Source organism: Galliscardovia ingluviei, assembly GCF_014635685.1.
GTDB classification, from domain to species: Bacteria; Actinomycetota; Actinomycetes; order Actinomycetales; family Bifidobacteriaceae; genus Galliscardovia; species Galliscardovia ingluviei.
Genome location: NZ_BMDH01000003.1, coordinates 85,777 through 99,349 on the forward strand (window position 1 = coordinate 85,777; position 13,573 = coordinate 99,349).

The 13,573-nt window shown below is 44.4% G+C and carries 12 protein-coding genes, 1 tRNA gene and 1 pseudogene; 1 reads left to right on the forward strand and 13 read right to left on the reverse strand.

What is annotated here, in order from left to right; genetic code table 11:
• Positions 1 to 343: 343 nt before the first annotated feature.
• From IEU85_RS06420 to IEU85_RS06445, 6 genes are read right to left on the reverse strand one after another with little or no spacing between them, the layout of a single operon-like run.
• Entirely contained in the window at positions 344 to 1,093 is a 750-nt protein-coding gene (locus tag IEU85_RS06420; protein ID WP_188355433.1) for an ABC transporter permease, read from the reverse strand.
• Entirely contained in the window at positions 1,086 to 1,970 is an 885-nt protein-coding gene (locus IEU85_RS06425; RefSeq protein WP_188355434.1) for an ABC transporter ATP-binding protein, read from the reverse strand. The genes IEU85_RS06420 and IEU85_RS06425 overlap by 8 nt, the downstream gene beginning before the upstream one ends.
• Positions 1,954 to 3,183, reverse strand: a complete 1,230-nt coding sequence (locus IEU85_RS06430; protein WP_188355435.1) for a hypothetical protein — start codon at positions 3,181 to 3,183, stop codon at positions 1,954 to 1,956. The genes IEU85_RS06425 and IEU85_RS06430 overlap by 17 nt, the downstream gene beginning before the upstream one ends.
• 1 nt (position 3,184) lies before the next feature.
• Positions 3,185 to 3,973 carry a SagB/ThcOx family dehydrogenase gene (locus IEU85_RS06435; protein ID WP_188355436.1) on the reverse strand — a complete coding sequence of 263 codons (789 nt, stop codon included), beginning with the start codon at positions 3,971 to 3,973 and terminating at the stop codon, positions 3,185 to 3,187.
• A 9-nt stretch (positions 3,974 to 3,982) separates the two neighbouring features.
• Positions 3,983 to 5,275, reverse strand: a complete 1,293-nt coding sequence (locus tag IEU85_RS06440) for a YcaO-like family protein (RefSeq protein WP_188355437.1) — start codon at positions 5,273 to 5,275, stop codon at positions 3,983 to 3,985.
• 7 nt (positions 5,276 to 5,282) lie between these two features.
• Positions 5,283 to 6,209, reverse strand: coding sequence for a TOMM precursor leader peptide-binding protein (locus IEU85_RS06445; protein WP_188355438.1), 927 nt, complete (start codon positions 6,207 to 6,209; stop codon positions 5,283 to 5,285).
• 320 nt (positions 6,210 to 6,529) lie between these two features.
• Here IEU85_RS06445 and IEU85_RS06450 point away from each other — a divergent pair.
• Positions 6,530 to 7,093, forward strand: a pseudogene (locus IEU85_RS06450) (ISL3 family transposase).
• 75 nt (positions 7,094 to 7,168) lie between these two features.
• On the opposite strand, the gene IEU85_RS06460 reads toward IEU85_RS06450, so the two are convergent.
• The 7 genes from IEU85_RS06460 to IEU85_RS06490 form a co-directional block, all read right to left on the reverse strand.
• Entirely contained in the window at positions 7,169 to 7,471 is a 303-nt protein-coding gene (locus tag IEU85_RS06460) for a HepT-like ribonuclease domain-containing protein (RefSeq protein ID WP_188355440.1), read from the reverse strand.
• 98 nt (positions 7,472 to 7,569) lie between these two features.
• Positions 7,570 to 7,905, reverse strand: a complete 336-nt coding sequence (locus tag IEU85_RS06465) for a nucleotidyltransferase family protein (RefSeq protein WP_188355441.1) — start codon at positions 7,903 to 7,905, stop codon at positions 7,570 to 7,572.
• A 146-nt stretch (positions 7,906 to 8,051) separates the two neighbouring features.
• A tRNA-Lys gene (locus tag IEU85_RS06470) sits at positions 8,052 to 8,125 on the reverse strand.
• Between the two features lie 134 nt (positions 8,126 to 8,259).
• On the reverse strand, positions 8,260 to 9,777 hold the full coding sequence (locus IEU85_RS06475; RefSeq protein WP_188355442.1) for a formate--tetrahydrofolate ligase: 1,518 nt from the start codon (positions 9,775 to 9,777) through the stop codon (positions 8,260 to 8,262).
• A 268-nt stretch (positions 9,778 to 10,045) separates the two neighbouring features.
• Entirely contained in the window at positions 10,046 to 11,641 is a 1,596-nt protein-coding gene (locus IEU85_RS06480) for a C69 family dipeptidase (RefSeq protein ID WP_188355443.1), read from the reverse strand.
• Positions 11,642 to 11,748: 107 nt separating this feature from the next.
• Complete coding sequence (locus tag IEU85_RS06485) at positions 11,749 to 12,372, reverse strand: YbhB/YbcL family Raf kinase inhibitor-like protein (RefSeq protein WP_188355444.1); 624 nt, start codon at positions 12,370 to 12,372, stop codon at positions 11,749 to 11,751.
• Between the two features lie 57 nt (positions 12,373 to 12,429).
• Positions 12,430 to 13,572: a DNA polymerase III subunit delta' gene (locus IEU85_RS06490; RefSeq protein ID WP_188355445.1), complete on the reverse strand. Its 1,143-nt coding sequence runs from the start codon at positions 13,570 to 13,572 to the stop codon at positions 12,430 to 12,432.
• Position 13,573: the final 1 nt, after the last annotated feature.

Genomic DNA, 13,573 nt, shown 5'->3' on the forward strand with positions numbered 1-13,573 from the left:
AAATCCCAAGAATCCTTAAAGAATCAAAATATGCGCTTACATCTTCTCGAGAATGCAGCACTACATCTGTAGACAGGACATGAGGGGTTTTCCTTATAATAGCGTATTAGGAGTTGATATATGCACGAATATCATCGACAAGACTTGTGCCAGCATCACGAGCAGCAACACCGGCATTAGCAAAAGCGTCATTATCAATATCTGGAATCTCTAATGTAATGCTCACATCAGTCACCCACCTGTCCGCCGACTCATTACGATGCAGTATACGATTTTAACAAAAAGTGGCATATAGGCAGAAAAGGACCTCCAACTTTTCGTCCGAGGTCCCATTGCTTGAATCTTATTCGTATTTGAATAGCTTGAGTGCAAGGAAGAAACAGACTACGCCAATTGCGAAAAGAACTCCTAACTCAATGCACATATTCGCCAGCTCCATGGTGCCGTAGAGCACAGATTTCCTAAGTGCTTCAATTATCCAAGTCAACGGGTTTATCCAGATGATTGGTTGTATAAATGATGGCCATACATCGGTCGGAAAGAATACGCCACCAAGAAAAATAGCAACAAGATTACTGAGATTCCCAACCATGGTCGCAGACCTTGATGTTGGAAGAAATGAGGAAATGGAAAAACCAAAAGATAGTAACGAAAAGAGTCCTATTAAAACCACGGGTATTGCCATCCAGCTCGCGGGGATAAGATTAAATTCGGCTTGTAGTACGAAGTGAGCAAAAGCTAATAACAAGACGGTTTGAAGTACCATAAATACAAGTTGTGAGACGATGATAGCAAAGATGATGCTACTCATTGATAGCTCAGAGGTTTTAAAACTCCGTAAAAGTCCTTTTTCTCGGTAAGAAGAGAGCATAACCGGAATGGCAACGAGAGCCACCGCAGCATAGGCCATACACAGAATGCCAGGCGTGAGGAAGCTCGCATAGGTCATGCCTTCTCTTGCGCCGTCTTTACTACCCGCGACAGACATCAACGTCAGCATGAGGAGTGGAAAGACAAAAGAAGGAACAAGAAACGCCTTGTTACGTAGTTCCATTTTCAAAAAGATAGAGATAAGTTTTAGATGCTTACGCACTGTGAGCCCTTTCCTTATAATGCAGTGTATATACGTCAGACATATCAGGAAGTCGGAGCTGAACCCCTTGCTTAATGAGCTCACTCATAGAACCGTACGTAGAGAAGAAGCCGTCAGCATCTGCTATATAGAAAACGCAGTGCTCACCCTCAATAGTGTAGCTGATTTTATTAAGGTTGAAGAGCGATACTTTCTGTTGAGGAACAGTAGCAACGTATTCGAGGTGAAGATTATCGATAAGCTCTTTTGGGGAGCCACTTGAAATTACCTGTCCATGACTGAGAAGAATGACTTGATCTGCATTTTCTTCTACCTCATCCATGTAGTGGCTGCTAAACAGTATAGTATTAGAATGAGTGTGACGATATGCAGTGACTGTCGTCCAGTATTCTTTGCGCGCTTCTTGGTCTAGTCCTGCTGTTGGTTCGTCAAGAATGATGAGGTCTGGATTTCCAAATGACGCGCATAGTAAGTTCAGCTTACGCTGTTGACCACCAGATAGTTTATTAACTAATCGCTTTTCTTTGCCCTGCAGCTGAGCGTGCTCAACACAAGTAGCAATCTCAGAAGGAGACACTTCCATCCCTCGAAGAAGACCTTGAAACTCAATCCATTCTTTCACGGTTACATGCTCGAAGCATTGCTCTGACTGAAAGACTTGAACTGATGAGAACTTACTCGATTGACCAGCTTTAGAAATAGCACCGGTACTTGGCAGCAAGAAGCCTTGCAACGTTTTAAACAGCGTACTTTTCCCAGCACCATTCTCGCCGATAACAGCAATAACACCTTCATATATCTCTAAATGTTCAATACGCAAGGCAGGATCTGACTGCTTTGAATATTGAACAACAAGATTGTCAATTGTTAAACTCATATTTATGTCCTTCAATGTTTTTCTGAAATTGCGCTCGTCCTTTTTGATTAATAAACAGGAGAGGACTTTCCATAAACTCAGTTAAAAGATTCAAGCATGTATTTACGGTAATTTTATCAACCTGACTAAAAAGGCCTTCATAGCTAGGATTGTCGTTTCCATCAAGTATTTCTGGTGCCATTGCTTTAAGTCGTTCAACCACAGGCATTTCTTTTACAGTTTGACCTTGAGCCCGAATATCTTTTATCGCAAACGGAAGCTCTTTCTTTAACAAATTCGGATTCTTTGTGAGCTGATTTAGAATATTGAGCACTGCATGTTTAACTAGTAGCTCCTTATCAGGAAGTGAAATCCAATCAACTGTAAGAATTGCATCGCTAGATGTGGCTTGGAACCACGCTAATAGATGATATAAAGCAAGTTGTTTAGCTTGAATATCATGCCAAAGGATCCCATTCCTCATGCCTCGAGAAAGAGAGTAAGAAACTGCGAGCATAGATAGTTGCTCAAGAGTGGATAATTTTCTACGAAGACCAAAAACAATTGAAGTTAAATTGGTTGGACGTGCAGGAACTTGAAAAGCTGTATTCTGATTTTGAAATGGTGCTTCGCAAGATTCTGATTTGTGCGAGCTATCTTCAACCGTTGTAATTTTATTGAGCATAGACTCGTAAAGTAAATTGGTTGGATCGTCAATCAGTATCAGTGATTTGTTTATAAGCGTCATCAAGTAACTTGGAAGCTGTTTTGAAACCTTGTTCATCGTTGTGTGAACGTATGAAGGATCAAGATTTGCGACTTCACCCCAATATGAGAATTCAGCACTAATCCGTGCAGCCTTTATCATGTTCGAAGGAATAGCGAACATCTCATTTTCTAAAGTTGATACAACGCTGCTCTCTGTTTTTTTATCCCATTGAGATGACCTGATGTTCGAGAAAACCTCTTCAATGAAACATGCATGCTGTTTCGTTGCTGGTGATATAAAAGCAAACGTTATCAAATCGCGAGAAGTTGCTGCCCTAGATTCGATACCCTTTATGTCTAAATATTCTCGCAATGTAATTCCATTAGGCATTTCCATTTCGAGAATTAAGTGTTCAAGCAAATGGTGTGCATGAGGAAATGTATCGTTCTTCGAACCTGCTGGGAGAATGAGCACAGTTGTAATATGTGATTCATCAAGAATCTTTGCTGTTTTCCAAAGTCTCATTTTACTCCTTTTTCCCAACATGTACCACAGCCATGACGCCAGCTTGTGGAGTATTAAGTTCAGCCAATTTGAGAATGATATCGTCTCTAAAGCCACCAGAGCTAACAGAACCTAGACCGATGAGGTTTGTTGTTGTTTCGACAATCTGTGTCATGGCACCTGCTTCAAGCAGGGAAAATCTATAGCCACGCTCACCATATTTGTAAGTAATTTTTCTAAACAGTGAAATTATAACAATGGATAAAGCTGCGTTTGGTTCGTGTTCATCTAACGTTAGTCTAAAGCATCCTTGCTTAAGCAGACGCAAAGACATGCTGCTCAAATCTACATAGTAGAAACCAGCTGAAACTCCATTTACATTTCTTACGTTAACAAAAATCTCATTAGGAAAGCAAGCTCCAGCCGATGCATAACTACGGTGCTGTAGCGTTGGTGAAGTTCCAACTAGAGATTTAAGAATAGTCGATAGCTGATGTAGCTTGACAGGTTCTGAAGAAAAAATACGCGTCGAACTTCGCTTATTCCAAATATCAATTATCTGTTGCGATGAAGAATCTGATACATCACCAAGCGAGACAGAAGGCAAATTCTTGGCACTTATGGTCTTTCCAAAGGAACTAACAATAGATTCTTGAGACACAGCTCGTTGAATACTAGAACTAAGTTCTACCAAATGTCTCTCATCCAAAGATGAACAAAGATGGTACTGTTCATAGACAGTAGGAACGTCAGATTCCCTAAGTTGCGCAGTAGCTGAAGCTATTTCAGTGAATGAAAATTCATTATCCATAACTAACTCCTATGGAAAAGGATGAGGTATTGGATTAAGACAATCGGGTTGAAACGTGAAATCAGTAGCACTGTTTGTATTATAAAATTGAAGGATTCTACCGTTTCCCAAACGCTGCCAAACGTGATCATTAGATATCTCTAATAGACCTGGAATTAAAGAACGATAGACACAGTTCATACTCTCTGCAGCCTCTTCTTGGGTTAAATTAACGCAATAACTCTCATAACCCCTACTCTTCAAATGTGCAGAAAGACCTAACACAGTATTCAAGTTAGGATCAATCAGAGCTTGCAACTCCTCAATAGAGACCGCCTCTTCCGGATACAAATACGGCACTTTAGATGACATCTTAGGATTAATAAATAAGTTAACGTGGTCTTCAAAAGTTCTAACGCTATCGTAGGATGGAATAAGCACATCTTGTACTGATGCGTTTTCAAATGACTTTCGCCAAGTTATTCTTCCTTGGGCCAATTCAATCAAAGTCTTTTTCGCAGCTTCCTCATATGTCGCTCGACTAGCCGCTGCAACCAATAGACCTTCACCTGGCTTGTTATAAACACCCAAAACGGTTGGTACACCAATATCTGTAGTGATATCAAGCAGTCGTATGTATTGAATATTATGCTCGAAGTACTGGGTAACAAAGCGACCTAAGCCAATACTACTGTGCCAATCTAGCATTTTAACTTTTCTACCGAGCAACCAGAAAAGCATGAAGGCATCTCTTTCGATTATTTCAAAGAGCCCACTCAGCACAGCTCTTTCAGGAGAGTTAGCGCAGGCTAGACCACTCGATACTGGCGCCCAAATGTTTACCTCGCCTTCGCGCTTGGCAAAATAAGGAAGAAATACCGTAGAAGCTGGCACATACGTTTTTTCACCAGAGGAAATCTCAACCGCTTCAGTCCATGCAATTTCACTCGTCTCAAGAAACTTTTGAAAGGGGAAACCTTCCATTTCATACTGAATATCTGAGTAGAATTGAAACTTACTGGGATGCGTCGCTCTCCCATTTAGATTCTTAAATGAACTTAGTAGCAAATCATCAGGAATGACGGCAGAACAGTAACGCTCTAAAGACTCTCCTATAGCTGCACGCATGGCTCCCTTGAAGTCAATACCTGCTCCACTATTGAGCGTGGATCCTAATTTAGGAAGGCCTAAAAACTCTACATTTGATACGAGAGCAGCAACAACACAAATACGAGGATCATCGTATTCTGGTAGCCATTGTGTAATTTCTTTGATTAGTCCCAATCGAGAACCAAGTAATTTGGGGGAAAGTAAGTCAGTCATTATCATCCTAGTCTTCTTTTAAAAAAGGATTAACAGACCATTGTTTAACCTCAGTTGAAACTTCGTTGCCATGCCCGCATGTATAACAACGAGGATTTCTATAAAACTCCTCAGTAGTAATCTGCAAAGTAGACAAATTAAAAGTAATAATCCGTTCTTGAAGCGGAGATTGAAACATGCTAGGCGTATTAACGATTTGTTGGCATTGTTCAGTTAGAATTCCGGCTAAAAACTTGACCTCAATTTGCGATAGTTCTGTAGGCTCTTGATCTTCAAAGATTTTGTCTGCAGTAGAAAATAATCGAGCCTCGTAGGCATAAGTCAAATTAGAAAGACGGCGTGAATTATAACAGCGCAAACAACCAGTATCTTGCGTTATATATGGACCAGCCTTGACATTATTTTCATCTACTGATACATTAACAATGTTAATATGCATGTTATACATGCAATCGGCCAAGGAGAGGGTTGTTGAGTCATCAATCCCATGGTTGACATATATAACAATATCACATTCAGTTGCCTCTTGTAGATGCGCTGCATCTAAGCTTCTTACTATACAAGTAGGAAACGCGGAAGTGAAGGTAGCGATTAGTTCTTGGTAGAGTTTCTCGCTACCTAACACTCCCAAAGAAGGGGCATAACTTGAAGACTCAGGAGATTTATTGTTGTTTTCGACATGTTCAGTCTCATCGCAAAGTGTAAGGTACTTAGCTCCCAACAACTGTCCTAGAATCTTTTGTGTTTTCTGAACATCAAAGTTCTTAAGTACCGAGGATTCCTCGATGTTAAAACCCAATTCCAACTCAGGCAGTAGTGGGATTAGAATTTGTTGCACGTCGGGTCCAGCTAAGCTACATAAAGTACCCTGCCTCTTTGCTAGAACGCGATTTCCATCAACAACAAACTGCACTCCTTGAGAAATCTTTATCATAGTCCCTCCTAGGTCAGAAACTTATGCGCACGAGCAGCAGAAGTAGCAGCAACAACACCAAATCGCGTTCATTTCTGCAGGCTACGACATAACAGCATCCGGTTCATACAGCATTTTCATTTCCATGATGCGCTCCTTAGAATATGAGAATGAGCCGATATCGAGCTACCGAACCCAATGTGCAAGGGTAGTGTATCATAACCTGACTTGCATAATATCCTTTTGTCTCGTTTTGTCCGGTTAGTGGTTGCTTTGAACGCTACGAGCTTGGAAGCAGGGGGTTGTGTACGGGATTCATAGTGGTTTTGGTGGCTCTTGCCATGCAGATTGTTGACCATTTCCATGTTATTCAACTCGCTAACCGTGCCCTCGACAGGGTACGCCGTCGTGTGCAAGTTGAAACCCAAGGACACCGAGGACGGGGCACCGATCCACTCTACCGTATTCGCCGCACGCTGATCACCGCGCAAGAACACGTATCCCACGACACCAGTCAACGCTTAGCCAGCATGCTCAAACTCGGCGACCCTCACGCCGAAGTAGCCTTCACCTACCGGATCAAAGAACGCTTATGGGAAACCTACCAACAACACCACTACACGCAAGCCGAACCCATGCTCGACCATCTCATCACCACAGCCAAACGCGCGAGCAGCCCACCAGAAGTACAACAACTCGCACGCACACTCAACCGTTGGAAACCACAAATCCTCGCCTGACACCACACGAAACTCTCCAACGGGCCAACCGAAAGCATCAACAACCTCATCAAACACATCAAACACACCGGATACGGGTTCACCAACTTCACGAACTACCGAACCAGAATCCTCCTATACGCCGGCAACCCCAACTGGAGACTACTCAACACCATCTTCCCCTAAACCCCACCAAAATCTCAAGAGCCTTAAAAGTACCTGTGCGTAGCTCTTCATGACTACACGCGCAAAAACACTACCCTACTTTGCATCCTTATACCATTGCACGTTATCTAATGGCGTCACCGTATCATCTACAGGATATGACTCTAATAACCGAGCAATAAGACTCATGACGCGAGAACAATCTTGAGTAATGGCATTGTATAAAATGTCATACTCTATATCGTCATATCCATTCACAATCCAGTCGCGTATGCCTGTAAGTCCTTTCCAATCAGCTGGGGATGTTTTCTGACGCAATTGCTGAGATAATTGTTTCACTTTCTCTCCAGCTTGAGCTATTGCCATAGCGCACGCAAATTGGGTACGTTCATCAGTCAAGAACTATTCAAACGACATATCGCCAATGAAGTTCTGTGCTCGAGAAAGATAGAACTGGATAGAAGCCAGCACTGCTATATCGTGATTCGTGGTAATCTCTACACAATCCTATATACGGTATAGGTGTTCAAGTCTGAAACAAACGCTACTCTCATAAGTTCGCTCATTGGATCTGATTTTTTCTCCGTTAAATACGTTTTACGGATCATATCAACATCTGTACCAAACGCTTCGCGAAGCTTAGCACGCAGTGCGCGAGAGTTTTGAGCCCGCTCGCTCATACTTAAATTCTCAGGGAAATCATAAATAAAGTCAATATCTGAGCTACTCGTTGCAGTGCCCTTTGCTTGAGAGCCAAACAAATAGAGTTCACTGACCCCGACCTTTCTGGCAATGGGAGCAGCAATATCACCGATTTCTTGTACTGATAGCATGCTCCACCTCCTTGCACTGCATTTTTACAAGTAGAAATGAATATCTAGATACAGTATACGAGTGGCGCGAAGCAATACGCAACCGAGTACGACAGCGGTAGTCAGCAAATAGCAAAAAAGCTACAGCCGAAACTGTAGCTTATCGGTGCCCCCTCAGGGATTCGAACCCTGGACACGCGGATTAAGAGTCCGCTGCTCTAACCAGCTGAGCTAAAGGGGCAGGCTAGTTGAACCGAGAGATAACTATACTCAAAATCGTATAAGATGCAACTTGAAGCCACTCACGGCGTGTCGCAACTAGCTTAGCCTATGCATTGTCAGTACCTTACGGCATATCGCATTACCCTACAGCGCCTATACAATCTTTGGCATTGGTGTAGTAAGCGAACTTGTGAGATTCACATGTACTACTCCAGCACCAGCACGCACTTCAACCTTCTTCAAGGTAATCGTGCGATCCTGTTCGGCAGCCGCATCATTATCCGTCATCGTGGCAGGTGACTTCACAGCGCATACTGCAAAATCATTCAAATCCTTACCCAGTGCGGAAGCAAGCCCTCGAGCTTCGTCAAGCGATTGCGCAAAACCATCACGCTCTACTACACGCTGTGCTGGCACACCATAGGCATGCTGCGCAATCCAGCGCACTGTTTCAAGAACATCTTCTCCAGCATGGCTAGCCCCTGGAGTAGGAACTGCATCTGCCTGCAATACATCAATAATTGCATCCAGCTGCGAAGCCAAAGCCTCGCCACCATCGCGGAAGAGGTTGCCAGCAACTGGAGTACGGAATCCAAGTTCCGCAGCAAGTTCACGCAATCCTGGAACTAAATCATCCTCACCTTCCCATAAATTAATCATTGGGAATGTTGGAATACCAAGCTTCTCCAGACGATTTACATGGAATGGGTATCGCCACTGCAAAGCCTCATCATCACGCCATGTAGTAGCACGGGTTACTACCACCGCTGCACTTGGCCAAGGAGCATCATATTCACGGCATGCAATATCAAGCCACTTCTGCGCACCCGCATCAGCACCATAGCCAGCTTCTACTACAACCACATCATGCAGTGTTTGCGCCATTTCTACGGATACCAAGGTTGGAATACCCAAAGAAACATTAGCGAATGGGCCACCATGCACATAAACAGGAGAGCCTGCAACTGTTTCTGTTAGCGCTGGCTTTACGGCATCAGTAAGAATATTAGTAATACGCCACAGCTCAGTTAAGTCCTTAAACAGTACTGGCTTGTCCTGCAGAGTACCGGCAACCATATTGCCTACGCGCGTTTCTAACTCTTGCATAGAGCGGGATAGCACTACAATTTGCATCAACTCGCATGTTGGCGTAAGTACCATACGCTCAGGCACATCACCTTTGCCAGCATCAACTACAATGGAACGCAGCGAGCGAGACGGCACTTCAGAAACGCGCGGCACCAGTACGGTATCGAGTTTGCCTTCATCAATTGCTTTTTCCGCAAAAGATACCAGTAGATTCTGTGCCGCTTCAATAGCTGCCATTTCTCCACACAGACCCCAGTCAATAAGTTCTGGATGTGAGAGCGAAGATTTACCACCGCCAGAAGCACCGCCCTTTGAGCCAGCTGCAGTAATACCCATACTTGGTTGACGAAGTACAGCAGCTGCATCGATACCGCGAGCGCGCAGTGCGTCAATAAGAGCAATAGTGGTTGTGGTTTTGCCTTCACCGCGGCTTGCTTTGAGCGGGGTATCAGCGGTAACTAACACGATTTTGCCATGTTTGCGTGTTATATTTGGGTTCTGCTTGAGTTGATTGAGATAGCCAAATGCATCAATTTTCTTAACCAAACCATACTGGCTGGTGAAATCGTCAATGGTAGCCATTGATTCTCCAGATCATGAAACGATTGCCGACAATACCTACTGTAACCGTAGGGGCGCACTTATACTACTGCGTGTCCCACGTGCTGGAATCCTCTTAAGAAAACTAACATTACATGTTCTTTTTTGTGAGAAAATGTATGAAAAACTGCCTATAGCTATTACTTAAGCACTGCATTACTGTGCCGCAATTACACAGTTAGCAGCATAAGCAAACGAGTTATAGGCAGTGAGTTACACGTGCTTTAGTGAACTTATTTCACCAGACATACTAGTTATCAGATAAATGGAACCCATTACGCATGCCCATACTTGCCGCGTACAGCACCTTATCCAATAGATCCTCAGTTTCACGCTTCAACTGATCGGCCATAGTTTGATTTGCAGCCTGCAAAATATCGCGCACCTCGTCATTACGCACTGCCGCGATAATAGCATCAGCATCACGTTCACCAGTGAGCTCCAGCTCCTCATCAGCCAAACCATCAACATCCACCGGATTGGTATCAAGTCGCATAACCTGCTCATCAGTTGCCTCAATCATGCGATGCCCCATACCACCAGTCTTTTCCTGATAGCGGCCAATATGAGGAATGCAATCTGCAAAATGAGCATCTGCCATAACAGCAATCAGACGATTCACCCAATAGAAATTCTCCGAAGTTACGCGAGTAGTAGTATCTGCCAAATATTCAGGCACCGTATTCACATTCGCATACATTGGCACCAAGGTATTGAATGGATTAGAACCATACGCCATCCACTGAATAGCACGGCAGGATTCAGGACGGTATGGGCGAATCTGCATCACTGCAAGGTGATTTTGGCGGTTAATGCCAATCGGGCGCACCGAGCCGCGCGTACTATCATCACCAAGTTTGCCATACGGATCAAATGGCGTGCCCTGATAATGTGAGCTCAAGACATACTTAATATCTTCAATCGTGATTTTGCGCTCCGGCTGGCGGCACCATGGAATATCATCGCTCGACGGCGTATGTGGTGCTGTTGGACTATCCCACAGTTCGTCGTATGGATTTAAGAATCGCTGAATATACCATGCGCGAGGCGTGTTATACACATGATCTTGGTCAGAATGCGAACCGAACATATCACGTGGATTAAGCGGGGATACATCCTCTACAGCCAAATTCAAATGATGCCGCTCAATAAACTCTTCCATATCAGCAGAGCACATATGTTCTTCTTGCTCGCCCAGCGCATCTTCTAAATCAAACTCATCAATACCGAGCTGATTTGGCATAGTCACATATGCATCATCAGGTACACGCTTAGCAATCCAATGATGACCACCAATGGTCTCCAACCACCAAATTTCATCAACATCACTAAATGCAATGCCGTTCATTTCGTAGGTACCGTACTGTTCTAGCAAAGCACCGAGGCGCTGTACACCCTCACGAGCAGAGCGAATATATGGCAATACCAAAGTCACCATATCTTCTTCACCAATACCACCCGGTACTTCTGGCTGGTAGTCAGCATCGCCTTCTTTACCACGCGCCGGTTGAAGTTCCACTAATGGATCTGCGCCAAGCACACGCTCATTGCTAGTAATGGTTTCTGTAGCGCTCATTGCCACATTAGCCTCATTTACGCCAGCTTCTGCCCATAGCCCAATATGCAAGTCAGCATTAGGTACTGCTGAATATTGCAATGGTTCTTCAGGAAGCTCAATTTCCACATGGGAAATTACGCTGCGATAATGGCGAGGCTGCTCACTTGGTGTCACCACCACCATTTTCTTCGGATCAAACTCTCCCTGAGCACTATCTTCATTGCGTGCAATAATAGTTGACCCGTCATAGCTGGCATATTTACCGACTAAAATTGTTGTACAAGCCATTTCCTTGTCCCCTTACCTATCAAGTTCTTCAACATATACAACGCATAGTTATAGTTCTTCACTATATAACCAATCGCTACATATTCGCACTGTATCTTCGACTACCACTACGCGCGACCGATAATGCGCAGCTCGTCACAATCAAGCCACTGCCCAGAGTGTCCAGACTGCTCAGACTGCCCCGCTTGTTTTTGCAAACGCAATGCTCTTGTAAGTTCATTGAACCAAAATCCAGTATGCAACTGTGTCAATGGTTCGCTTGTCGCCCATACACGCAACCAATACTCGTGATCAACATCAGGAGGTTGCGGACCATTGTAATGCATGGTAATAGCTGGATCAGTACCGCCCACAAACCTTGAGGCTTGCGATGTTTTCCCCTGCACTACGCCGCTTAGCGCATCTTCACTATCAATATAATGCGTGAAATCTTCAGGAATTTCATAGATCTTAGACTGGGCACTATCACCCGATACAGCGAGCGCTGATACTGGCACATTGGCTACTGTCCAATGAATCCACTCAAACCCGCATACTGGAATGGAATCTGGGTCTGTGAACGCCCAATGCAAATACCGTACCTGAGCTGAGCTTTGCCTTGCAATCTGATCAACCGCAAACTCAACGGTAAAAGGGAATGATACTACAGGAATACCATGCACTTTTGCCTGCGTTGGTGCAGTCTTTGCATACAAATCAGGCATGGTCTCAAAATGAGTACGAATCTTCATGTCTCTAGTGTGCCACTTGGTACGTAAGAATCTAACACATCCCAATCACGGCAATAATCATGGCAGCAGCGAGCAGAGCAGAGCCTCAAACACCAACGTTGTATTGCCATTAGCAGCAAGACGAGCGCGCGCTGTTTGAATAGCCTCAATACGCTTAATAGCACCCTCTGCACCAATACGCTGGGCAAGAGCACGCACATCATCCTCAAATATGCTATTCACCAGATCGACCCGCTGATCAGCTCCTTGCGCAATCACTAAAGCATCACGATACACGCTTGCAAGAGCAATCAGCATATGATCAAACACATCACGCGAACGTCTTGTAGCTAAACGCTTAGCAACGTCCTTTTTACCCAATGCATTGTAGGCACTGCGCAATTTTGCCGGAATAGCATCGCTCCCGGTAAGCCCATTGGCATGCAAAAATGCCTGCTGCTCTTGCGATACCTGTATATCAGCATCGACTTGTGCCTGCTTTTGAGCGCTAGAAATAATACTATCCGCCAAAAGCACAGCTTCCGAAGCTTTACGCATCGTGAGCGCTCGACTAATCATGCTATTACGGGTCTGCAAGCGAGCACTATCTTGCGCATACTGTTGAGCAAGCTCAAGATTGCCCTGCGCAAAACGAGCGATATTCACGCTTTGCTCTTGATCAATATGCATAGACTCTTGCAAATACTGGCTTATCTGCTCAGTAGTCGGTATTGCACAATGAATTACGCGAGTACGCGAGCGGATTGTTGGCAGCACATCTTGGGCAGAAGGAGCACATAATATCCAAATGGCATGCGCGCTTGGTTCTTCAATTTCCTTAAGTAGCACATTCGTGGTGCGTTCAAGCATACGCTCGAAATCTTCAATAATAATAATTCTCCAAGCAGCAGTAGCAGGCATTTGCTCAGATTTACTAATTACTTCGCGTACTTGATCAATACTCAGCGTCACTTGATCAGTGCTCAGCACCGTAACATCAGGATGCGTGCCGCGGAGCACATGCTGACACACTGAGCAGACGCCACAACCATGATCTGGGCATTCAAGTGCCGCCGCAAAACATCGTGCAAGCTGCGTTCGTCCAGAACCAGCAGGACCACACACTAACCACGATTGCGCAAGCTCCTGCGGATGCTCAGCCGCGCATTGTAACTGTGCTATAGCGTGCTGCTGTCCGACTACATGTTCAAATACGCTCATA